The sequence below is a fragment of the Tsuneonella sp. HG249 genome (genome assembly GCF_053819205.1).
Window position 1 is genome coordinate 92,319 of record NZ_JBSOQY010000001.1, and the last position, 21,113, is coordinate 113,431.

The following is a 21,113-nucleotide window of genomic DNA, read 5'->3' on the forward strand; positions in this document are numbered from 1 at the left end:
GCTTCTCGAGTCCCCGGTAGCGGTTCGTCGACAAGGCCTCTCGGCTCGACGAACCGCGCGACATGAACACTTGCGCGGCTCACACACAAGGCTAAACGGCGCGACGTGACTATATATCATGATGCGTCCCGCCGAGGGCTCGCTCTCCTTCTGGCCACGTCGGCGTTCACCGCCGCGACCGCGGTCAACGCGCAGCAGGAGGCGCCCGCCCCGGCTCCGGAGCGCGACGACGACTATCACAACCGATCCGGTACCGAAATCGTCGTCACCGCCGACGGACTTACGCAGCTCGACACGCTTGCTGGCACATCGGTGGTCGAAGGTGTCGAGCTGCAGCGCAACCTTGCGGGCCAACTCGGCGATGTCCTGGCAAAGGAGCCCGGGGTCACCGCGACAAGCTTCTCGCCCGGCGCCTCGCGGCCGGTGCTGCGCGGGTTTGCCGGCGAACGGGTGAAAGTGCTGATCGACGGGATCGGCGCGATCGACGCTTCAAACACTTCGGCCGACCACGCCGTCAGCATCGACCCGCTCACCGCCGAGCGGATCGAAGTGCTGCGCGGACCGGCGGTGTTGCTCTACGGCAGCCAAGCGATTGGCGGCGCCGTCAACGTAATCGACAAGCGCATCCCCCAGCGGCCGCTCGACGAGCCCTTCCATTTCGATGGGATCGCCGCCGCCGACACGGCCTACGACTTGCGCGAGGCCGGTGCTTCGCTCGACGCGCGGCTCGGTGGCGGCTTCGTGGTTCACGCCGATGGCACCTGGCGCGAAACCGACGACATGGAGATCCCCGGCTTCGTTCTCTCCGAATCGCTGCGCGCCCAGCTGCTAGAGACCGCCGACGAGGAGGAGAATGAAGGCCACCTCGACGAGGCGGAAGAGCTACGCGAGACGGCCGGCCAGAGGGGCGTGCTACCGAACAGCTCGACCAAAACCTGGAGCGCCAACACCGGAATCGCCTTCTTCCAGGGGAGCAGCAATCTCGGCATCTCGGCAGGCGTGTATGACACGCGCTACGGCGTACCCTCGCGGCCGGGCGCGGGGCATCATCACGAAGAAGGCGAGGGGGCCGAAGGCGAGGAGGAACAGCACGGAGACGTGCCGGTCTCGATCGGCCTCCGGCAGTACCGCGCCGACCTGCGCGGGCGGGTCGCGCTGGGCAATGGCCTGTTCGAGGCGCTGACCGTGCGCGCCGGGTACTCGGATTACGTCCATACCGAATTCGAAGGCGACGAAGTCGGGACCGAATTCGACGTCGAAGGGCTGGAAAGCCGGGTCGAGCTCGTGCAGGCGCGCCGCGGCAGTTGGCAGGGCCAGATCGGCGCGCAGTACTACACCCGCGATTTCCGCGCGGCCGGCGCCGAGGCCTATGTCCCGCCCAACCTGACCGACCAGTGGGCGCTGTTTGCGCTGCAGGAGTTCGCCGCCGGCCCGCTCCAGGTGGAGCTCGCTGGACGGTACGAGCGTACCACCGTCGACGCGAACACCCTCGGCATCGAGCGGCGCTTCAATGCCGCTTCGGGCGCCGTCAGCCTGGCGCACGAAACCGAAGGCGGGCTGCGGGTCGGCGCTACCCTCAGCCGGGTGGCCCGCGCGCCGGGCGCCGAAGAGTTATTCGCCGACGGACCGCACATCGCCACCCAGGCTTACGAGATCGGCAATCCGGACCTTGGGCTTGAGAGGGCCTGGGGCCTTGAGGGCTACGTGCGCGGCCGCATCGGGCCGGGGACGATCAGCGTCGCGGCCTATCGCAACTGGTTCACCGGCTACGTCTACCAGCAGGAGACCGGCGCCGAGCTCGATGGGCTACCGGTGTTCCAGACCCTTCAGCGCGACGCGACCTACAGCGGGATCGAGGGCGAGATCAGCTATCCCATCGTCGACAGCGGGCCCTTCACGTTGATCGCCGACCTGCGCGGCGACTACGTGCGCGCCTCGCTCGACGACGGTAGCCCGGTACCACGCATTCCGCCGCTCTCGCTGCTCGGCGCGCTCGAAGCCCGCACCGAGCGCTTCGACTTGCGCGGCGAGGTGAAGTGGACCTCGGCGCAGGATCGCGTGGCGGCCAACGAAACGCCGACCGACGGCTTCACTTTCTTCAACGCCTCGATCGCTTGGAAGCCCGTGCGCGGCGACGACACCGTCACCGTGATGCTGCAGGGCGAGAACCTGTTCGACGTCGAGGGCCGCCGCCATGTGAGCTTCACGAAAGACTTCGTCCCGCTGGCGGGCCGCAACGTGAAGCTGAGCGTGCGGGCGAGCTTCTAGCCGGGGTGGCCGTCTCCGTCACGGTCGAGCACGGTCGCCCGGCCTTCCGCGCGAGCGGCCCGCAGTTCGGCGTCATGCGCGCGGGCTTCGGCCTTGGCCGCCGCCACCTCGCCCTTGCGCGAGGCGCGCATGTGGTCGTAGCTCCAGCGCATGTGGCCGTAAGCGAAAACCACCAGCAGCCCGCCGGTGATCGCCACGTTCTTAAGCGCCATCGCCGCCTGCAGCGGGTCGCCAAACTGGTTGTGGAAGAAGAACGTCGCCAGCAGCGTGAAACCGGCCAGCAGGATCGACACCAGCCGCGTCATGAACCCCAGCGCCAGGAGCAGGCCGGCGACCACCTCGAAAATCCCCGCGGGCTGCGCAAGGCTGCCCGGCAGATTGGCCGATTGCAGCATGGCCGCCGCGCCCGACGGGTCGATTATCTTCGGTATGCCGGCGAGCACGAACAGCGCGGCAAGCATCAGGCGGCCGAAAAATGCGGCAATGGCGGACATTGGCTGGCTCCTTCCCCGTTTGACCCATAACGCGCGACCGCAATCAAAAGTGCCAGAGGATCAGTCTTCGACCTCGAAGCTGATCTCGCCGTGTTCGCGGAGGCGCTCGACGAGCGCCTCGCCCAGGATCGAGCCCGGCGTGCCGATCCCGCCGGGCGCGTCGCTCGCAAGCAGCGCCATGCCGGTCTCGGCCAGCATGCGGCTGGTCGATCCGTATCCGGGATCGTAGCGGCCTTTGACGGCGTAGCGCAGCTTTTCGCCGCCCGGCATCTCGCCGATGAACAGCACATCGTAGAAGCCGTTTTGACGCTCTTCGGCGCTCGGGCCTTCGCCGGGCGAGGGCGGCTTGGCGCCGAACGGGTTCTTGAGCAGGTCGACCACCGCGTTGGCCGCCGCCTTGCCCGCCTCGCCCGGACTGGTGAGCATCATCTCGTCGTAGCGGAAATCTTCGCCGTAAGGGAAACCGAGCAGGTAGTTGGTGCGGTGGACGTTCTTGACGTTGATCGTCGCCATGATGAACGGCGCGGCCCAGCGGCCAACGTCCTCTTCGTAGTGCGGGACGAGGCCCATCGGCTGGTCGGGACCCGCGAAGTCCTCGGTCAGCGCGAACGGGCTCTGCAGCACGGCGACGAGCTTGGGGTTCTTCGCCACCGCCTTCATCGTCGCGGTAAGGCTGGCGGCGGTTCCGCCGGAGAACGTGCCCTTCATGTCGCGGACCCGCCCGCGGACGCGCGGCGCCGGCTCGCCGAAGCGCGCCACGGCTTCCTTCTGCAGCATGAGCACGCCGAGATCGAAGGGGATGGAATCGAAGCCACTGGAGAACGCCAGCCGCGCGCCGCTCGCCTTGGCGTGCTCGTGATGCGCCTCGATCATCTCGCGCATCCAGGCGGGCTCGCCGCAGAGATCGGCGTAGTCGGTGCCGCTGCGCGCGCAGGCGGCGACGAGCTCGCTGCCGTAGAGCTGGTACGGGCCGACCGTGGTCAACACCACGCGGGTGCGATGGCACATCGCGTCGAGGGTGCCGGGATCGCTCGCATCGGCGACCACCAGCGGCGTCGCGGCCGGCGCGCCGATGGCATCCCGCACCTCGGTCAGCTTGTCGAGGCTGCGCCCCGCCATCGCCCACTTGGGCGCATCGGGCTTGCCGCCGTACTCGCGCACGAAATGCTCGGCGACAAGCCGCCCGGTGTAACCGGTCGCACCATAGACGACGATGTCGAATTCGCGGTCAGCCATGCATCTCTCCCTTTGGAGTGAAGATGCGCCGCCGCGCCTCGCGTGTCAAAGCCGCGGCAGCGTCACCCCGCGCTGGCCCATGTATTTGCCCGCCCGGTCGGCGTAGGTGACTTCCGGCCGCTCGTTGCCCGCGAGGAACAGGAACTGGCACGCGCCCTCGTTGGCGTAGATCTTGGCGGGCAGCGGCGTGGTGTTGGAGAACTCCAGCGTCACGTGGCCTTCCCAGCCCGGTTCGAGCGGGGTGACGTTAACGATGATCCCGCAGCGGGCATAAGTGCTTTTGCCGAGGCAGATGACCAGCACGTCCTCCGGCACGCGGAAGTATTCGACCGTCCGGGCGAGCGCGAACGAGTTGGGCGGAATCGTGCAGACGTCCACCTTGCGGTCGACGAAGCTGGTGTCGGCGAAGTTCTTCGGGTCGACGATGGCGTTGTCGACGTTGGTGAAGATCTTGAATTCGTCGGCCACTCGAGCGTCGTAGCCGTAGGACGACAGGCCGTAGCTGATCACCCCGTCGCGCCGCTGGCTCTCGACGAAAGGTTCGATCATGCCGCGGGTGGTCGCGGCCTCGCGGATCCAGCGGTCGGAGAGAATCGCCATGGGGCCGTGATTCCCGACAGGCCCCCGCGCGGCAAGCGGCCGGCGCGGCTTATCCGCTACAACTGCTTGGCGCCGAGCTGCGGATTGAGCTTGGAGACGCGGTTGAGCCAGGCCTTGGGCTTGCGCAGCAGCTCCTTGGGATAATCCACCTTGAGCCCCGCGAGCTCGGCCATCCGCCCCACGAAGTGGATGCAGTTGCGCGTGTCGAGGTCGTAGTATTTGCCCGGCGCGTCGCGCCAGCGGGCGACCTCCTTGACGATCGCGTGATACTCGGCGTCGCTGAGCTCGATGGTGAAATGGCGGTTCGTGCTCGTGATGTACTTGGCCTTCTCGGTCATGATCGCGTGGACCACCGGACCGTTGAGGACGGCCGGACTCACCGTCTTGGCGGTGAAGCCGTAGTTCTCGTTGACGCTGCGCCCGGTCGCCTCCTCCGTACCGTGCAGAACGATGAAGGTATGCGGGAAGCGGCCGAACAACGCCGAGCCGTTGAAGCTGTGGAAGCTGACCGAGACTTTGGCCACAGCCGCCGGCGACCACGCGAGGGCCACAGCGGCGATCAGGGCAACCCACAGGCGAACGAAAAGGGCGCGACGCATTGCACCGCGCTCTATCATTGCTGCCCGCCCGATTGAACCCGCGAATTCAGCCGGTTGATGCAATCAGAACCGGGCACCCACCGTGAGCTGCCAGGTACGGGGATCGCCGAAGTAGACGGTCTGGATGTTGGCTACGGCGCTGAATTCCTGACCGTCGGTCTTGTAGAGCTCGCCGGTCACATTCTTGATCATGCCGCGCAGGTAGAACTTCTCGAAGTCGACCTGGGCGTAGACATTGCCGAGGAAGTATCCGTCCTCCGTCAGGCCCTGGCGGTTGTCGACCGACAAGAAGTGCTTGTCGACGAACCGGGCGTCGCCGCCGAGGCTGAGCGATGCGCTTCCGATCGGGACTGTGTAGTCGACCCCGATTCGGGCGGTGATCGGTGGCGCGAAGGCAGGCTCGCAAACGATCTCGTTGCCGGTCGGGTTGCAGCTGAAGGCTGGCGCCCGGCGGCCGTCGGTGAACTCGTCGTAGTCCGCGTCGAGGTAGCCGAGCGAGGCCATGATCGTCAGCGGCTGCGAGGGCTTGACCGTCGCTTCGAACTCGAAGCCGTCGATGCTCAGCGCGCCCGCGTTGATCACCGGGAAGCTGCCGCCTGTGATACCGGTGTTGCCCCCGCCGACCCGGGCCTGAAAATCCTGATAGTCCGAGTGGAACGCGGCGAGTGCCAGCGTGACCCGGCCATTGAGGAAGCTACCCTTGGCGCCCGCCTCGTAGGTCCAGACTTTCTCCGGGGCGAAGTACGGCACCAGCGTGGTCACGCCGTTCACCTCGAGGGTGACGTCCGACAGCGCGTTTACACGACCGTTGAATCCGCCCGACTTGAAGCCGCGGCTGGCCGACGCGTACAGCAGGGTGTTGGTGGTCGGCTTGAAGCTTGCCGAAACCATCGGCGTCCACGCTTCGAAGTCCACCGTGTCTACCGTGTTGAAGGGCGCGGGCAGATTGTTGGGAAACTGGAAGCTGCTCGGGATCACCAGCGTCGGGAACACCGGGCTGGCGAGCAGTGCGGTGGTCAGTCGGTTATACCGCTTGGTCTCCTTGGTGTAGCGCAGCCCCGCGGTGAGCGAGAATGCATCCGAGAAGTCGTAGGTCAACTGGCCGAACGCGGCGTAGCTGTCGAGTTCCTGCTCATCGTCGATGGTGCGGCTGAAGTTCAGCGGGGTACCGAGATAGCGCAGGTAGCTTCTGGCATCGGCGTCCTGATGCGAGGCGACCTTTTCGTTGAGGTAATAGAGACCGAACACACCGGCCAGCGCATCGGCATCGATCTTGAGCTGGAGTTCCTAGCTCAACTGCTTCTGGTCAACGCCGACGAATACGTCGCCGGTACGGGCAGTGGTCGCGTCGATGTCGATGAAGAACTCGGGCGTCAGTTCGCGGTAGGCGGTGATCGAGGTCAGCGAGAGCGGACCGCCAAGCTCGACGTTGACGGTGCCCGACACGCCCCAGTGGTCTAGCTTTTGGCCCTTGTCGCCGGTCAGGCTGGTCGAAGTGCGGTAATCGTAGTTCGCGCAATTGCCGGCAGGAGCGATGACAAATGGCGTGACTGCGGTGAGCGTAGCGTTGTAGTTGAGCCCGATCTGATCGGTAGTGGCGCAGCCCAGCGTCAGCCCGGTGCGCTGGCGGGTGTAGTCGCCCGAGAGGATGACCTCGACCGCATCGAAGCTGCCGCGCAGGATAGCCCGGCCGGCCAGGTTGTTCCGGTCGTTGTAGTCCCGCCCCGTGATCGGATCGATCACGAAGCCGTCGCGGTCATCGTAGATACCGGCCAAGCTCAGGGCGAGGGTGCCCGGGACCAGCGGCGCGGAGACATAGGCTTTGGCGGTCGTCTCGTCGAACCGGCCGTAGGTGAAGCTCGCTTCGCCCTTGAGGTCGTTGAGGTTCGGCTTCTTGCTGACGACGTTGACCGCGCCGCCGATGGTGTTCTTGCCGTAAAGCGTGCCTTGCGGTCCGCGCAGCACTTCGACCCGCTCGACATCGAACAGGTTGAGCAGCGCGCCCTGGATGCGGCTGAGATACACGCCGTCGACATAGACTCCCACGGCAGGGTCGAAGGTCTGCAGCGCATCCGGCTGGCCGATGCCGCGGATGAAGAAGTTCGCGCTGGCGGAAGAGCCGCGGCCCTGGACGATGTTGACGTTGGGAACCGCGCCCTGAACGCCCGAAAGGTCGTTGGCGCCGAGCGCCTCGAGCTGTTCGTCACCCAGCGCCGTCACTGCGATCGGCACGTCGAGCAGGCGCTCTTCGCGCTTACGCGCGATGATGACGATCTCTCCGCTGTCCGCCGCTTCCTCGGCCACGGTCGTATCCGTATCGGTGTCGGCGGCGTCTTGCGCCGTGACCGGGGCGCCCATGAGGGCGGCGATCGAGGCGGAGGCAGCCAGGAGGCTGCGGACGGCAAGCGGCGTGCGGGTGATCATCGGTCTCTCCTGAGCGGCGCGCTTGGCCGCATTGCCAATGCTCCATATTGAAACCTGAACCACCTTTCAACTTTTTTTGTTGCGTGTTGTCGATGGCGCGCATATCCGTTGCCCAATGGCCACAATTCCACAGCAAGCGAACAACGCCGCCAGCCCCGGCAAGGAGCCGCGCACCGCACGCGGGCGCGCGACGCTGCGCAAGCTGCTCGACGCCGCTGCCAAGGAGTTCGGCGAGCTCGGTTTTCACGCCGCCTCGATCAGCGGCATCACCCGCCGCGCCGGCACCGCGCTCGGCAGCTTCTACACCTACTTCGACAGCAAGGAGGCGATCTTCTCCGCGCTGGTGAAGGACATGAGCCGCGCGGTCGCCGAGGCTGCGGTAGGGGCGACGCCCGACGGTATTTCCGGGCTCGCTCGCGAACGGGAAATCCTTACCGCGTTCCTCGGCTTCGCCCGCGAGCACAAGGAAATCTACCGCATCATCGACGAGGCCGAGTTCATCGATCCGGCCAGCTACCGCGCGCACTACGAAGACGCGGCCAAGCGCATCACCGCCCGGCTCGATCAGGCGGTCGGGCGCGGCGAGGTCGCCCCTGGCGACAACGAAGTGCGCGCCTGGGCCATGATGGGGATGAATGTCTTCCTCGGCATGCGCTTCGGCGTGTGGGACGAGAGCCGGCCGCCGGCCGACATTACCGAGGCGATCGCCGCCCTGCTGCGCGACGGGCTCGCCGCGCGCTAGCTCGCCAGCAGGCTGGCGTTGCCCCCGGCCGCGGTAGTATCGATCGTCACCACCCGCTCGGTCGCGAAGCGCAGAACATAGTGCGGTCCACCGGCCTTGGGCCCAGTCCCCGACAAGCCTTCGCCGCCGAAGGGCTGGCTCTCGACCACCGCGCCGATCTGGTTGCGGTTGACGTAGAGGTTGCCGACCTTGGCCAGCCGTTCGACTGTCCGGCGGGTGTCCGCGATGCGGCTGTGGAGGCCTAGGGTGAGGCCGAAGCCCGAGGCGTTGATGTCGGCGATCACCTGCTCGAGCTGGTCACCGCGGAAGCGCGCGACATGCAGCACCGGGCCGAAGTTCTCCCTGGAAAGCTCGCGGATCGAGCCGATCTCGATAATCGTCGGGGCGACGAAGCAACCCTTCTCGGTGCCCGGCGGCAGATCGCGTCGCCAGACCTTGGGCGAGGCAGCGACATGGGCTTCGAGCGAGGCCTTTGCTTCCTCGTCGATCACCGGGCCGACGTCGGTTGCGCTGTCGCGCGGGTCGCCGATCACCAGCGCCTCGAATGCGCCCTTGATCATCTCGAGCATCGCGTCGGCGACGTCGTCCTGCAGGTAGAGCACCCGCAGCGCGCTGCAACGCTGGCCCGCGCTCTGGAAGGCGGAGGCGACGACGTCGCGCGTTACCTGCTCGGGCAGCGCCGAGCTGTCGACGATCATCGCGTTTTGCCCGCCGGTCTCGGCGACCAGCGTGGCGATCGGACCTTCGCGGGCTGCAAGGCTGCGGTTGATCGCCTGCGCAGTCGCGGTCGAGCCGGTGAACGCGACCCCGGCGATGCGCTCGTCGGATGTGATCGCCTGGCCCACCTCACCCGCGCCTGGGAGCAGCTGCAGCACCTCGGGCGGGATCCCCGCTTCGTGGCACAAGCTGATGGCCAGCGCGGCGATCAATGGCGTCTGCTCGGCCGGCTTGGCGACCACGGTGTTGCCGGCGGCAAGCGCGGCGGCGGCAGGGCCGATGAAGATCGCCAGCGGAAAATTCCACGGGCTGATCGTCGCGAACACCCCGCGCCCGGCGAGGCTCAGGCGGTTCTCCTCGCCCGTGGGCCCGGGCAGCGCGATCGGCGCCGAAAACAGCCGCCGCGCCTCGCCTGCGTAGAACCGCAGGAAGTCGACCGCCTCGCGCAGTTCGAGCACGCCGTCGACCATGGTTTTGCCCGCCTCGCGCTGGCACAGCGAGATAAACTCGGCGGTATGCGCCTCGAAAGCATCGGCCGCCGCTTCGAGCAGCACCGCGCGCTTCTCCCCGCCTAGCGCGTTCCAGCCGGGCTGGATTGCCTCGGCGCGGCCTATGGCATTGGCGACTTCCGCCGCGGTCGCGTCGCGGCAGGTGCCGACCATGCTGCCGTCAGTCGGTGAGCGAACAAGCGCTCCAGCTTCCCCTTCGTCCGCCAAAGTCGGCAAGGCGTGCCACTTCCGATCCGCCAGCTGATCCAGTTCGCGGAGCAATGGCTCGCGCACCAGCGCGTCGGCAAGATCGACTCCGGCGCTATTGGCGCGATTGCCGAAGATGTCCCCCGGTAGCGGAATCGTCGGATTACGCTTGGGCTGCAACCCCGCCAACTCCGCAACCGGATCGCTGGTCAGCGCCGCGACTGGAACATCGGCATCGGCCATCCGGTTGACGAAGCTGGAATTCGCCCCGTTCTCGAGAAGCCGCCGAACGAGGTAGGCCAGCAAGTCCTTATGGCCACCGACCGGCGCATAGATCCGCACCGGGGTCCGGGCATTCCCCTCGATCTTGGCGAGCTCCTCGTAGACGTCCTCGCCCATCCCGTGAAGGCGCTGGAATTCGAATCTACGCCCGTTCGCCAAGGCTTTGATGGCCCCGATCGTATAGGCATTGTGAGTGGCGAAGGCTGAGTAAATGACGTCCTCCGCTTCCAGCAGCTTGGCCGCGCACGCGAGATAGGAGACATCGGTCGAGACCTTGCGGGTGAACACCGGATAGTCGCCGTAGCCGCCCACTTGGCTCAGCTTGATCTCGCTGTCCCAATAGGCGCCCTTGACCAGCCGCACGAACAGCCGCCGGCCATGTCGCCGGGCGAGCTTGGCTACCCAGTCGCACATGTGCACGGCGCGCTTCTGATAGGCTTGCACCGCCAGCCCGAAGCCGCTCCAATCGCCGTCGAACAGGCTGTCGTCCGCCACCAGCGCCTCGATGATGTCCATCGACAGTTCGAGCCGCTCGGCCTCCTCGGCATCGATGGTGAAGTGCATGCCGCCATCACGGGCCTTACCGGCAAGGTCGCGAATCATCGGCACCAGCGCGGCCTGAGCGGCGTCGGCGTGGAGGAAGTCGTAGCGCGGATAGAGCGCCGAGAGCTTGACCGAGATTCCGGGTGATTCCGCCCATCCCCGCGCGGTCTCGCGCGATAGCCGCCCAATCGCCGCCTCGTAGCTCGCGCGGTAGCGCTCGGCGTCGGCGAAGGTCATCGCCGCCTCGCCGAGCATGTCGAAGCTGTGCTGCAGGCCACGCGCGCGCTCGGGCGCGGCGCGTTTCAGCGCCTCGTCGATCGTCCGCCCAAACACGAACTGGCCGCCGAGGATCTTCATCGCCTGGAGCGTCGCGGTGCGGATGACGGGCTCGCCCATGCGCCCGATCGCCCGCCTGAGCGCCTTGCCCGCCCCGCGCTGGTGCGCCTCGGGCGGGTCGAGCACCTGGCCGGTGAGCATCAGCGAGAAGGTCGCCGCATTAACGAAAGTCGAGCTCGATTCGCCGAGGTGCTCGCCCCAGTCGATGGTGCCGATCTTGTCTTTGATCAGCGCGTCGGCGGTGGCGGCGTCGGGCACCCGAAGCAGCGCTTCGGCGAGGCACATCAGCGCGATGCCCTCTTCGGTGTCGAGGCCATAGGTCTGCAGGAAAGCGTCGAGGCCGCTGGCCTTGCGCGCCCGCGCGCCCTCGATCAGCCTCGCGGCGATCCGCGCCCCATCGCCATGCACGGCCTGCGCCGGCGCAGCCATCCGCACGCGCTCGGTGGCGCACGCCTCTTCCTCCATCCGGTAAGCAAGGCGGAAGGTCTGGCGATCAAGCGGGGCGGGGGTTGGCATGCGCGCGCCCCTGCACCCGGTTTCAGCTGCAATCAAGCGGGCTCAATTGACCTGCCGCTCGCGCCCTTCCCAGTACGGTGCCCGCAGCTCGCGGCGGAGGATCTTGCCCGAGGGATTGCGGGGCAGCGCGTCGATGAAATCGACGCTCTTGGGGCATTTGAACCCGGCGATCTTAGCCCTGGCGTGGGCGATCACGCCATCGGCATCGAGCGCCGCGCCGGGCCGCCGCACCACCACCGCCTTGACCGCCTCGCCCCACTTTTCGTCGGGCACGCCGATGACCGCCACGTCGGCGATGTCGGGATGGCCGTAGATGGCGCTCTCGACCTCGGCCGGATAGACGTTCTCGCCGCCGGTGATGATCATATCCTTGATGCGGTCCTGGATGTAGAGATAGCCATCCTCATCGAGGATCCCCGCGTCGCCGGTGCGCAACCAATTGTCCGGCGACAGCACCCGAGCGGTCTCGTCCGGCTTGTTCCAGTAGCCGGCCATGTTGGTGGGGCTGTTGATCGCCACTTCGCCGATCTGGCCAGGCGGCAGGACGTTACCCTCTTCGTCCAGTATTCGCAGGCCGACCGAGGGCAATGCCTGGCCCGCCGAGCGCATGACCTTCTCCTTGCCCGGCCCGTGATCCTCGGGCTTGAGGCAGACCACCGTGCCAAAGGTCTCGGTCATCCCGTACATCTGGGCGAAGTCGCATTGGAGGCGCTCGACCCCGCGCTGGAGCAGGTCGAGCGGGATTGGGCTCGCGCCGTAGCCCATGCCCTGCAGGTTGGAGAAATCGGCGTCCTTGGCGTCGGGATGGTCGAGCATCATTGCCAGCGCCGCGGGCACGAGAAACGCCTGCTTGGCGTTATGCCGCTGGATGTCGCGGATGATCAGGCCCGGGTCGAACTCGGTGTGGATGATCAGGTGCTGCCCGGAATTGGCCGCGCCGACCACCGAGCCGACCCCGGCGATATGCCCGAACGGCATCGCGTGGATCAGCGCGTCGCCGGGCTCCGAGGTGAACCAGCCAAGGCCGGTCTGCTGCACGATCGGCCGCAGCACGGTGGCGTTGCGGTGAGTGAGCATGACGCCCTTGGGCATCCCTGTGGTGCCGGAAGTGTAGAGCATCAGGAACACGTCGCCGCGGTCCACCGGGGTAGTGATGGGCGCATCCGATTGAGCATCGCGCCAAGCGTCGAAGCTTTTGTCCATCGCGACCCGCGGCCCGTCGAAAGGCTGCTTTTCGAACATTGGCTCGACGAACAGCGCGGCCGCGTCGCAGTCCTTGAGAATGTATTCGATTTCCGCCGGGGCCAGCCGCCAGATCACCGGGACCAGCACCATCCCGGCGCGCGCGCAGGCCATGACGAGTTCGGCCGCGCGATAGGAGTTCTTGCCCAAATAAGCGACCCGGTCGCCGGACTTGAGGCCCATCGCCGCGAGGCCGTTGGCGATCTGGGTTACGTGACGGTCGTAGGTCGCCCAGTCGATGGCGACGTCATCGTGGCGCAGCGCGATGTTCGTCGGGGTTTCAGCCGCCCACTCGGCGATGGCCTCGCCCAATACACGCGACTTGTCTTTGTAATCCATTCGCCTCTCCTCGCCCGCTGTCTGTGCAGCGGATGCGGGGGGCAGGTTGCCGACAGCAACCCTTCTAGGCAAGCCGCTTAGTCGAAACCGTGTTCGAGATAGCGCAAGGCGCACCCGGCCAGCAGCGCCGAGCCGCGCGGCAGCACGCTTTCGTCGACCATCATGCGCGAGGAATGGATCGAGCAACAGCTGCGCCAGTCGTCGCCCTCGTGCGCCACCCCAAGGAAGAACATCGCGCCGGGCACTTTCTCGAGCACGTAGGAGAAATCCTCCGCGCCCATGATCGGTGCGGGCAACGGCGTCCAGGCAGCCTCGCCGAACAGCTCGCCTGTCACCGAGCAGCCGAGCGTTACCGCGCGCTCGTCGCAGACGGTGACCGGGAAGCCGGCGGTGAGATTCACGTTGGCCTCGACCCCGTAACCCGTCGCCACGCCCTTCGCGGTCTCCTCGACCAGCGCGCGGACCTTCTCGCGGTTGCGCGGAGTGAGCGTGCGAATCGTGCCGCCGAGCGTGACCCGGTCGGGGATGACGTTGTTGGCCGTGCCCGCCTCGATCATCGTCACCGTCACCACCACCGCGTCGGCGGCGTTGAAGCGGCGCGTCACCATCGCTTGCAGCGCGGTGACGATCGCGCAGGCCGCCGGCACCGGATCGAGCGTGTCGTGCGGCATCGAGGCGTGACCGCCCTTGCCTTCGACGACGATCTCGAGCGTGTCGGTCGACGCCATCAACGCGCCCGCCCTCCCCGCCACCGCGCCGTGACGCGCGTTGGGCATGATGTGGAGCGCGAACGCCGCCTCAGGGAGCGGGTCGATCAACCCGTCGTCGAGCATGTGCCGTGCGCCGTGGAACCCCTCCTCGCCGGGCTGGAACATGAACTGCACCTCGCCCGCCAGTGCGTCGCGGCGCGCCGTCAGCAACTCGGCGGCACCGGCGAGCATCGCGGTGTGCGCGTCGTGCCCGCAGGCGTGCATCCGACCGGGAATCGTCGATGCGAAGTCGAGGCCGGTGCGCTCGTCCATCGGCAGCGCATCCATGTCGCCGCGCAATAATACACGGCGGCCGGGCCGCGCCCCCTTGAGACTGGCGACGGCACCTGTCGTCTTGCCGCCCTCGCGCCAGTCCAGCGGCAGGTGGGCCAGGGCGGCCCGAACCTTGGCGAGCGTCATCGGGGTCTCGAGCCCCAGCTCAGGCTCGGCATGAATGGCCCGGCGCAAGGTGACGATGCGGTCGGCGATCGAACGGGCCGAATCGAGCAGATCGGGGTGCAGCATGGCCTGAGAGTAACCGAGAGTCCGGTGCATTGCTCAAAAACTTGTGGCCCCCCTGCCCGCGCTCCATCTAAAGCCCCACTGACCATGGCCGCCTTTCCCGCCCTCGCAAACGTAGCGCTGCCTGACCCCGAGCCGGTTGTGGGCGTGGTGTTCAATCCGCGCAGCCATCGCAACCGGCAGCTTCAGGCATCGATCGACGGTCTCACCGGCGTTCATGTCGTGTCGCCGGAACGGCGAGCGGATCTGCGGCCCGCGCTCGAGGACTTCGCCGCCAAGGGCGTGACCTGCATCGCCATCAGCGGCGGCGACGGGACCGTGCGCGATGTGCTCACAGCGGGCCTGGGCCTGTTCGGGTCGGAGTGGCCGGCGCTGGCGGTCCTTCCGGCGGGCAAGACCAACGCGCTCAACGTCGACCTCGGCGCCCCCAAGGATTGGACCCTCGAAGGCGTCATGGCGGCGCTCGCGGACGGCAACCGGGTAGCCCGCCGGCCCCTGCTGGTGCGCGATCTCGACGGCGGCGGCGAACTTGCCGGCTTCGTGCTGGGCGCGGGTATCTTCACCACCGCGATCGCCGCGGGGCAGGACGCGCACCGGCTGGGCGCGTTCGACAGCCTGGCGGTCGGCGCCACCGCGGCCTGGGGCATAATCCAGGCTCTGCTGGGGAGCGACCGCAACCGCTGGCGGCGCGGGGCCCGGCTGACGATTCGCACCGGCCCCGAAAGGCGAGAATTGCCCCGCTCCCGCTGGGGGGACCCGGCGCGGCGGACCATGCTCCTGGCCGCCACGCTCGAGCGCTTTCCCCTCGGACTGCAGCCGTTCGGCGAGCTTACGGGCCTGAAGCTCGCGGTGCTGGACCACCCGCGCCGACGGGTAATGCTGGCGATCCCGGCCCTCGCCGCCGGGTGGAACAGCGACTGGCTGGACCGGAACGGCGTGCACCGCTGCGCGACCGATCGCTTCGAGCTGGAGACGGACGACCGCTTCATCCTCGACGGCGAAGCATTCCCCGCGGGCCGCTACGAGATCGTGGCGGGGCCCGAACTGTCCTTCGTCGTCCCGTGACATCGCCGCTCGAGGCGCGGATCGCGGACTCCCTCGACGCGCCCATCGCGCCGCAGGTGCGGGCCCTCGCCGCGGAGCTCGGTTGCGAGGCCGGCGCGCGCGCAGTGCTGTTCTACGGGTCCAACTTGCGCACCGGTTCGCTGGACGGTGTGCTGGACTTTTACGTCCTTATGCCCGGCGAACAGGCCGAAAGAATCTGGCCGCGGGTCTCCTATCGCGAATGGGAAACGGCGGCGGGCACCCTCCGGGCCAAGATCGCGACGATGGCGCTGAACACCTTTGCCCGGGCGGCCCGGGGCGAATCCCGCGACACGACCATCTGGGCACGCTTCGTCCAGCCCGCGGGCCTGGCCTGGGCGGAGGACGACGAGGCGCGGCGCGAGGTAGCGGCGGCCGTGGCCGATGCCGCGCGGACCGGCGCCCGCCTTGCCGCGGTGCTTGGACCTTCACAGGGTAGTCCGGAAGATTATTGGCGCGCGCTGTTCCGCGCCACCTACCGCGCCGAGTTCAGGGTCGAGAAGCCTGGCCGCGAGAACGACATTCTCGCGGTCAACGCCGCGCATTTCCAAGGACTGCTACCGCTCGCCTGGGAGGCCGAGGGCATCGCCTTCGACAGCGATGGCGAACGCCTCGCGCCGCGGCTCGATGGCGACGCACGAGCGCGCGTGATTGCCTGGTGGCGCACCCGGCAGCGTCTCGGGAAGCCGCTCAACCTATTGCGGCTGGTGAAGGCCAGCACGACCTTCGAAGGCGCCGCGCGCTACGCCGCGTGGAAGATCGAGCGCCACACGGGCGTCGCCGTGCGGCTTTCCCCTTGGCGCGAGAAGCACCCCGTGCTGGCCGCCCCGGGGGTGTTGTGGCGGGTCTGGCGCGAGCGTAAGTAGCCGCCGCTACCGCCTCAGCGGTAGCGCATGCGGATGCTGATCGACTTTGGGCCGGAGCCCACTGCGAAGCTCGTCTTGGTCACGCTGGGCCGGCCGAGATTGAAGATGTTGATCGACGGGTTGTTCGACATGCCGCCACCGTCCCCCATCAAATCGGTCTCGCCGTCCCCATCGAGATCGTGGCGCACCGCGACAGCATAGTTGCCGCCGGAGGGAACCGGCAGACAGAAGCTCATCGACCCCGCCCTGGCCGGGATGTCGATGCGATTGAGCCAGCGGCCCTTCTTGAGCCAGTCCGCGGCGGTCGCGCGATAGACCTGCGCCCTGACGCGGCCGGTGGAAGCCTTGATGCCATCGACCGTCACCAGCACGGCCGGGCCGCTTCCCCCGCGGCATTCGCCCATGTCGTTGTCGATCTTCTGGCGGTATTGCGCCTGTACGGGGACGGCCGCACCGAGCGACAGCGCGGCCAGCGCAAGCAGGGGGGCAGAGAGTAACGAGTTCTTCGATTGCATGAGAAAGCCCTATGGCTGGGCGGTGCGCCGGGCTCAACCCGCATGCGCCATTGCCCTTCGATCGAGCGCGTATGTGGCGCAGCGGGCCTTAATCTGTTCTGAATTGGGAAGCGCAAGCAGGCAATCGCCTCCCCGCGCAAAATCGGGGCGGGGGTGTGTGGAAAAGGGGGAGGCTTCGCTTGTCTGCGCTCGGCGACGATGGTTAAGCGGACGGCAGGCATCAGGAGCCCTTACGCGGCATGGCCAGCCCGCTGATTTCACCGTCGATCCTTTCCGCCGACTTCTCTCGGCTGGGCGAAGAGGTGCGCGCGATCGACGCGGCGGGTGCCGACTGGATCCATGTGGACGTGATGGACGGCCATTTCGTCCCCAATCTGACTATCGGCCCGGGCGTAGTGAAGGCGCTGCGCCCGCATACCGCCAAGCCCTTCGACGTCCATCTGATGGTCAGCCCGGTCGACAACTGGCTCGAGCCTTTCGCCGAGGCGGGGGCGGACGTGATCACGGTCCACCCAGAGGCGGGCCCCCACGTCCACCGCACCGTCCAGGCGATCAAGGCGCTCGGCAAGAAAGCGGGCATCAGCCTCAATCCGGCAACTCCGGCCAAGATGCTCGATTACCTGATCGACGATATCGACCTCGTGCTGGTGATGAGCGTCAACCCCGGGTTCGGCGGCCAGAGCTTCATCGCCAGCCAGCTTCGCAAGATCGAGGCGGTCCGCAAGATGATCGACAAGACGGGGCGGCCGATTCACCTCGAAGTCGATGGCGGGGTCGACGCCGTCACGGCGAGGCAGTGCGTCGATGCCGGCGCCGACGTCCTCGTGGCGGGTTCGGCAACCTTCAAGGGCGGCCCCGGGTGTTACGCCGCCAATATCTCCGCCCTCAAGGGCCATGCTCAATGAGCCCGGCCGCGCTCGATCAAGTCCGCGAGCGCGCCCCCGGAGTGGAACGCCGCGCGATGGCGCTCGGCCCGGGCGAGGAGCCCCACGTTCTCGACCGGGCGCCGGGCGAAGTCATCGAACCCGGCCGGGCGCTCGCCATCGCCGATTTTTCGCGACCCTCGCTCGGCGCCGGCGAGGCCTTGATCCGGCTCGCCTACCGCCTGGGCGTGTCGGGCGCGACGCTTGCGCGGCCGTTCGGCAAACCGGCCAAGCCGCGCTTGCTGGGCACTGTCGATAGCCCGGTGAGCGGGGACCGCGCCGCGGGCGTGGCGCTGCGCGCCGGGCATTTCCTGGTTCATGGCGTCAAGGCGCCCATCGCCCAGATGGACTTCGCCGCAGCGGCCCGGTTGACGCCGCCGTTCGAGCGCACGGTGCATGGATTCACTTGGTTGCGGGACCTGGCCGCCTGCGCCCACCGCGAGCAATGTACGGCGACGGCCGAGCGCGTGCTGGCCGCTTGGCTGAAAGCCAATCCCAAGCCTGGCAAAGGGGCGGCGTGGCAAGTCGAGAATGCCGGTCTGCGGCTGCTCGGCTGGCTGGTTCATGCGCCGCTGATCCTGTCGGGCGACGGCAAGCTGCGCGCCCGCACGCTGGCGACCATGGAGGTCACGGCTCGCTGGCTCGACCGGCATGCCGCGAAGGCACCGGACCGCCTGGCGGAAGTCACCGGCTGGACCGCCATCGTCGCCGCCGGCTTGCTGCTTCCCGATGGCAAGCCGCGTCGCCTGTACGGCGAGACCGGCCTCATCGAATCGCTGGGCGAACTCGTGGCGGACGATGGCGGGTCGCTGTCGCGCAGCCCGCTGGCCCAGATCGACGCGATCGGCCTGCTGACCGAGCTCAAGGCCTGCTACCGTGCGGTCCGGCGCGACCCGCCGGCGGCGATCGACGCGATGCTGGCGATGCTCGTGCCGCCGCTCCTCGGACTGACGCACAGCGATGGCGGGCTCGGCTCATGGCAGGGCGCGGGCGCGGTGTCGGCCGAACGCCTGTCCGCGCTGGTCGCCGCCAGCGGCGTGCGGACCCGGCCGCTCAAGGACACCCGCCAGTGGGGTTACCAGCGGGCGACCGGCGGGAAAGCCGTGCTCCAATTCGACGCCGCACCGCCTCCGCTGGCGAAGCACGCGCGCTCGGGCTGCGCTTCGACCCTCGCCTTCGAGTTCAGCCACGGCCCGCAACGGCTGATCGTCAACTGCGGCGGCGCCGCGTTTGCCGGCGGCCAGGTGCCGGTGCGCATCGAGCAGGGGCTGCGGGCCACCGCGGCCCATTCCACCCTGATCCTCGACGATGCCAACTCCACCGCCGTCCTCCTGCATGGCAAGCTCGGCAAGGGCGTCGGCGAGGTCGAGATCGACCGCCGGGTAATGGTGCTCGGCAACGGCAACGCGACCCGGCTGGAGGCCTGCCACGACGGCTATGTGCCGCGCCACGGCCTCGTCCACCGGCGAATCCTGATCTTGCGGGAAGACGGCAGCGAACTGCGCGGCGAGGACCTGCTCGTGCCCGCCGGCAAGCACGGCAAGCGCGGCAAGATCGGCTTCGCCATCCGCTTCCATATCGGGCCGGGCATCGAGCTGGGGCTGAGCGACGACGGGCAGGGGGCCGGGCTCGCCCTTCCCGACGGCAGCTACTGGCAGTTCCGCCTGGGGCAGGTGGGCGACGGCGTGACCCTCGGGATCGAGGAGAGCTTGTGGGTCGATGGCCAAGGCCGCCCGCAGCCGATAGAACAGCTCGTGATACAGGGCCTGACTCCGAGGAGCGGCGGCAGCTTCGCCTGGCTCTTCAAGAAAATGGGATAACACTTTTGACCGACGTGACGATCAGGCGGGCGCTGCTTTCGGTGTCCGACAAGGAAGGGCTGGCCGCGCTTGGCGCCACGCTCGCCGACGCCGGAGTCGAACTGATCTCGACCGGCGGGACCGCTAAGGCGCTGCGCGACTTGGGGCTGGAGGTTCGCGACGTGTCCGACCTCACCGGGTTTCCCGAGATGATGGATGGGCGGGTGAAGACGCTTCATCCCATGGTTCATGGCGGGCTGCTGGCGGTGCGCGACAACCCCGAGCACGCCGCGGCGATGGAGGCTCACGAAATCGGCGCTATCGATCTCGTCGTGGTCAATCTCTATCCGTTCGAGGCGACCGTGATGCGCGGGGCCGAGCGCGACGAGATCATCGAGAACATCGATATCGGCGGCCCGAGCATGGTGCGCTCGGCGGCGAAGAACCACCGCTACGTGACGATCGTGACCGACCCCGCCGACTACGACGACCTGCTCGCCGAACTCGGGGCGCACGACGGCGCCACCACGCTCGAATTCCGCAAGCGGATGGCCGCCAAGGCGTTCGGCGCCACCGCCGCCTACGACAGCATGATCAGCCAGTGGTTCGCTTTCGCCGACCAGCAGGAGCAATTTCCCGCCATGCTCGCCGTCAACGGCAAGCGGGTGTCGGAGCTGCGCTACGGCGAGAATCCGCACCAGAAGGCAGCGCTTTACACGCCGATCGGGCCGCACGGGCATGGCATCGCGCAGGCAACACAGATCCAGGGCAAGGAGCTGAGCTACAACAACTACGCCGATGCCGACGCGGCGCTCGAGCTGGTCGCCGAGTTCGCCGGGCAGGATCCAGCGGTTGTCATCGTTAAACACGCCAATCCATGCGGTGTTGCACAGCGCTCTTCACTATTGGAGGCGTGGGATGAAGCGCTTCATTGCGACGATGTTTCGGCCTTCGGCGGGATCGTCGCCGTCAATACCGTGCTCGACGGGCCGACCGCCGAGGCGATCTGCGAGATATTCACCGAAGTGGTCGTGGCCCCCGATGCCGACGATGCGGCGAAGGCCGCGTTCGCCCGCAAGAAGAACCTGCGGCTGCTCCTGACCGGCGACCTCCCCGACCCACGCCGCGCCGGGCTCTCCATCAAGCCGATCACCGGCGGGTTGCTGGTGCAGACGCGCGACAATGGCGCGATCACGGAGGACGACCTCAAGGTCGTCACGAAGCGCGCTCCGACTAGCCAAGAGCTGAAGGATTGCCTGTTCGCGTGGACCGTTGCCCGGCACGTGAAATCGAACGCAATCGTCTATGCCAAGGACGGCGCCACCGCCGGAATTGGGGCGGGGCAAATGAACCGGCGCGACAGCTCGCGCATCGCGGCGATGAAGGCGGCAGAGGCGGCAGAGAAGTTCGGCTGGCCGAAGTCGCGCACCGTCGGCAGCGCGGTCGCCTCCGACGCGTTCTTTCCGTTTGCCGACGGCCTGCTGGCGGCGGCTGAAGCGGGCGCAACCGCGGTGATCCAACCGGGCGGCTCGATCCGCGACGACGAAGTGATCGGGGCCGCCGACAAGGCCGGCCTGGCGATGGTATTCACCGCCATGCGCCACTTCCGGCACTAGGCCCCCT

At 67.7% G+C, this 21,113-nt stretch carries 17 protein-coding genes; 7 read left to right on the forward strand and 10 right to left on the reverse strand.

Going from position 1 to position 21,113, the window contains the following annotated elements:
* The first annotated feature begins 105 nt into the window (after positions 1 to 105).
* Positions 106 to 2,268, forward strand: coding sequence for a TonB-dependent receptor (locus tag ACWPM1_RS00470; protein ID WP_455692888.1), 2,163 nt, complete (start codon positions 106 to 108; stop codon positions 2,266 to 2,268).
* Here the strand turns inward: ACWPM1_RS00470 and ACWPM1_RS00475 are convergent.
* From ACWPM1_RS00475 to ACWPM1_RS00500, 6 genes are all read right to left on the reverse strand, one after another.
* Positions 2,265 to 2,762, reverse strand: coding sequence for a DoxX family protein (locus ACWPM1_RS00475; RefSeq protein WP_455692889.1), 498 nt, complete (start codon positions 2,760 to 2,762; stop codon positions 2,265 to 2,267). The genes ACWPM1_RS00470 and ACWPM1_RS00475 overlap by 4 nt on opposite strands.
* A 60-nt stretch (positions 2,763 to 2,822) precedes the next feature.
* Positions 2,823 to 3,998 carry a saccharopine dehydrogenase family protein gene (locus ACWPM1_RS00480; protein ID WP_455692890.1) on the reverse strand — a complete coding sequence of 392 codons (1,176 nt, stop codon included), beginning with the start codon at positions 3,996 to 3,998 and terminating at the stop codon, positions 2,823 to 2,825.
* Between the two features lie 45 nt (positions 3,999 to 4,043).
* The gene (dcd, locus tag ACWPM1_RS00485) at positions 4,044 to 4,598 is read right to left on the reverse strand and encodes a dCTP deaminase (protein WP_455692891.1); all 555 of its coding nucleotides are present in this window, start codon (positions 4,596 to 4,598) and stop codon (positions 4,044 to 4,046) included.
* Positions 4,599 to 4,654: 56 nt separating this feature from the next.
* Entirely contained in the window at positions 4,655 to 5,197 is a 543-nt protein-coding gene (locus ACWPM1_RS00490; RefSeq protein ID WP_455692892.1) for a hypothetical protein, read from the reverse strand.
* A gap of 63 nt (positions 5,198 to 5,260) precedes the next feature.
* The gene (locus tag ACWPM1_RS00495; RefSeq protein ID WP_455692893.1) at positions 5,261 to 6,445 is read right to left on the reverse strand and encodes a TonB-dependent receptor; all 1,185 of its coding nucleotides are present in this window, start codon (positions 6,443 to 6,445) and stop codon (positions 5,261 to 5,263) included.
* 39 nt (positions 6,446 to 6,484) lie between these two features.
* A complete protein-coding gene (locus ACWPM1_RS00500; protein WP_455692894.1) occupies positions 6,485 to 7,621 on the reverse strand; it encodes a TonB-dependent receptor in 1,137 nt (378 codons plus the stop codon).
* Positions 7,622 to 7,736: 115 nt separating this feature from the next.
* Here ACWPM1_RS00500 and ACWPM1_RS00505 point away from each other — a divergent pair, with 115 nt between their 5' ends.
* Positions 7,737 to 8,363 carry a TetR/AcrR family transcriptional regulator gene (locus ACWPM1_RS00505; protein ID WP_455692895.1) on the forward strand — a complete coding sequence of 209 codons (627 nt, stop codon included), beginning with the start codon at positions 7,737 to 7,739 and terminating at the stop codon, positions 8,361 to 8,363.
* On the opposite strand, the gene putA is transcribed toward ACWPM1_RS00505, so the two are convergent.
* From putA to ACWPM1_RS00520, 3 genes are all read right to left on the reverse strand, one after another.
* Positions 8,360 to 11,452, reverse strand: a complete 3,093-nt coding sequence (gene putA, locus ACWPM1_RS00510) for a bifunctional proline dehydrogenase/L-glutamate gamma-semialdehyde dehydrogenase PutA (protein ID WP_455692896.1) — start codon at positions 11,450 to 11,452, stop codon at positions 8,360 to 8,362. The two genes, ACWPM1_RS00505 and putA, sit on opposite strands and share 4 nt — an antisense overlap.
* Positions 11,453 to 11,494: 42 nt before the next feature.
* A complete protein-coding gene (locus tag ACWPM1_RS00515) occupies positions 11,495 to 13,033 on the reverse strand; it encodes a long-chain-fatty-acid--CoA ligase (RefSeq protein WP_455692897.1) in 1,539 nt (512 codons plus the stop codon).
* A gap of 77 nt (positions 13,034 to 13,110) precedes the next feature.
* A complete protein-coding gene (locus tag ACWPM1_RS00520) occupies positions 13,111 to 14,307 on the reverse strand; it encodes a M20 metallopeptidase family protein (protein ID WP_455692898.1) in 1,197 nt (398 codons plus the stop codon).
* Positions 14,308 to 14,391: 84 nt separating this feature from the next.
* Here ACWPM1_RS00520 and ACWPM1_RS00525 point away from each other — a divergent pair, with 84 nt between their 5' ends.
* Entirely contained in the window at positions 14,392 to 15,369 is a 978-nt protein-coding gene (locus ACWPM1_RS00525; protein WP_455692899.1) for a diacylglycerol/lipid kinase family protein, read from the forward strand.
* A complete protein-coding gene (locus tag ACWPM1_RS00530; RefSeq protein ID WP_455692900.1) occupies positions 15,366 to 16,253 on the forward strand; it encodes a hypothetical protein in 888 nt (295 codons plus the stop codon). The genes ACWPM1_RS00525 and ACWPM1_RS00530 overlap by 4 nt, the downstream gene beginning before the upstream one ends.
* A gap of 14 nt (positions 16,254 to 16,267) precedes the next feature.
* On the opposite strand, the gene ACWPM1_RS00535 is transcribed toward ACWPM1_RS00530, so the two are convergent.
* On the reverse strand, positions 16,268 to 16,768 hold the full coding sequence (locus tag ACWPM1_RS00535; protein ID WP_455692901.1) for a DUF2141 domain-containing protein: 501 nt from the start codon (positions 16,766 to 16,768) through the stop codon (positions 16,268 to 16,270).
* A 239-nt stretch (positions 16,769 to 17,007) separates the two neighbouring features.
* Here ACWPM1_RS00535 and rpe point away from each other — a divergent pair, with 239 nt between their 5' ends.
* The 3 genes from rpe to purH are packed head-to-tail and all read left to right on the forward strand — an operon-like array spanning position 17,008 to position 21,106.
* Positions 17,008 to 17,673: a ribulose-phosphate 3-epimerase gene (rpe, locus tag ACWPM1_RS00540; protein WP_455692902.1), complete on the forward strand. Its 666-nt coding sequence runs from the start codon at positions 17,008 to 17,010 to the stop codon at positions 17,671 to 17,673.
* 56 nt (positions 17,674 to 17,729) lie between these two features.
* Entirely contained in the window at positions 17,730 to 19,511 is a 1,782-nt protein-coding gene (locus ACWPM1_RS00545) for a heparinase II/III family protein (protein ID WP_455695088.1), read from the forward strand.
* A gap of 5 nt (positions 19,512 to 19,516) precedes the next feature.
* Positions 19,517 to 21,106, forward strand: coding sequence for a bifunctional phosphoribosylaminoimidazolecarboxamide formyltransferase/IMP cyclohydrolase (purH, locus tag ACWPM1_RS00550; protein ID WP_455692903.1), 1,590 nt, complete (start codon positions 19,517 to 19,519; stop codon positions 21,104 to 21,106).
* The last annotated feature ends 7 nt before the right edge of the window (positions 21,107 to 21,113 follow it).

Bases quoted from the DNA above. Each gene is read 5' to 3' on its own strand.
- ACWPM1_RS00475 (WP_455692889.1), bottom strand. From the start codon at position 2,762: ATGTCCGCCATTGCCGCATTTTTCGGCCGCCTGATGCTTGCCGCGCTG.
- ACWPM1_RS00480 (WP_455692890.1), bottom strand. From the start codon at position 3,998: ATGGCTGACCGCGAATTCGACATCGTCGTCTATGGTGCGACCGGTTAC.
- dcd (WP_455692891.1), bottom strand. From the start codon at position 4,598: ATGGCGATTCTCTCCGACCGCTGGATCCGCGAGGCCGCGACCACCCGC.
- ACWPM1_RS00490 (WP_455692892.1), bottom strand. From the start codon at position 5,197: ATGCGTCGCGCCCTTTTCGTTCGCCTGTGGGTTGCCCTGATCGCCGCT.
- ACWPM1_RS00500 (WP_455692894.1), bottom strand. From the start codon at position 7,621: ATGATCACCCGCACGCCGCTTGCCGTCCGCAGCCTCCTGGCTGCCTCC.
- ACWPM1_RS00505 (WP_455692895.1), top strand. From the start codon at position 7,737: ATGGCCACAATTCCACAGCAAGCGAACAACGCCGCCAGCCCCGGCAAG.
- putA (WP_455692896.1), bottom strand. From the start codon at position 11,452: ATGCCAACCCCCGCCCCGCTTGATCGCCAGACCTTCCGCCTTGCTTAC.
- ACWPM1_RS00515 (WP_455692897.1), bottom strand. From the start codon at position 13,033: ATGGATTACAAAGACAAGTCGCGTGTATTGGGCGAGGCCATCGCCGAG.
- ACWPM1_RS00520 (WP_455692898.1), bottom strand. From the start codon at position 14,307: ATGCTGCACCCCGATCTGCTCGATTCGGCCCGTTCGATCGCCGACCGC.
- ACWPM1_RS00525 (WP_455692899.1), top strand. From the start codon at position 14,392: ATGGCCGCCTTTCCCGCCCTCGCAAACGTAGCGCTGCCTGACCCCGAG.
- ACWPM1_RS00535 (WP_455692901.1), bottom strand. From the start codon at position 16,768: ATGCAATCGAAGAACTCGTTACTCTCTGCCCCCCTGCTTGCGCTGGCC.
- rpe (WP_455692902.1), top strand. From the start codon at position 17,008: ATGGCCAGCCCGCTGATTTCACCGTCGATCCTTTCCGCCGACTTCTCT.
- ACWPM1_RS00545 (WP_455695088.1), top strand. From the start codon at position 17,730: ATGGCGCTCGGCCCGGGCGAGGAGCCCCACGTTCTCGACCGGGCGCCG.